This window comes from Ruegeria sp. AL11 (assembly GCF_056540865.1).
In genome coordinates this window covers 1-703 of sequence record NZ_JBQFXO010000065.1, presented here as the reverse complement: position 1 = coordinate 703, position 703 = coordinate 1, and the positions used below count along the sequence as shown (strand labels likewise).

At 63.2% G+C, this 703-nt stretch carries 1 protein-coding gene; it reads left to right on the top strand.

All coding sequences use genetic code 11. From position 1 onward, the window contains the following. A partial coding sequence (locus ACR0IP_RS23290; RefSeq protein ID WP_480528180.1) for a DNA replication/repair protein RecF occupies positions 1-703 on the top strand: 703 nt, incomplete at both ends.

The following is a 703-nucleotide window of genomic DNA, read 5'->3' as shown; positions in this document are numbered from 1 at the left end:
CGGGAAGACCAATATTCTTGAAGCGGTGTCGTTGTTTTCGCCCGGTCGCGGGATGCGGCGGGCGAGCGCGGCCGAGATGACCCGTCGGCCCGAGGCGTTGGGTTGGAAACTGTCCGGGTTGCTGGACGCTCAGGGGCAGCGGTTTGAAATTGAAACCTGGTCCGAGGGCGGCGCAGCGCGACAGGTGAGAATTGATGGCAAGTCGGCGACCCAGATCGATCTGGGGAAACTTGCGCGGGTTGTCTGGCTGACCCCGTCCATGGACCGACTGTGGATTGAAGGGGCTGAGGGACGCCGTCGGTTTCTGGACCGTATCGCGCTGAGTTTTGACCCGGCCCACGCCGAAACATCGCTGATTTATGAAAAAGCGATGCGCGAACGTAACCGTCTGCTGAAAGAGCAGATCAGGGACGCGCATTGGTACGCCGCGCTTGAAGGGCAGTTGGCCGAGACGGGGCACCGCATCCATACCGCGCGGTTGAGGTCGCTGGATCTTCTACGGGCGGCGCAGGACCGGGCGGAAACGGTCTTTCCTTCGGCCGAACTGGAGTTGGTGCAAACCGAAGGCGCAATGCCCGAGACAGCGGAAGATTTGCGAGACGCGTTGAGCGAGAGCCGGTTCAGGGATCTGGCAGCGGGCCGAACCCTGGTGGGGCCGCATCGGTCCGACCTGTACGGTGTGTTCGCGGCCAAGGGCGTGCCG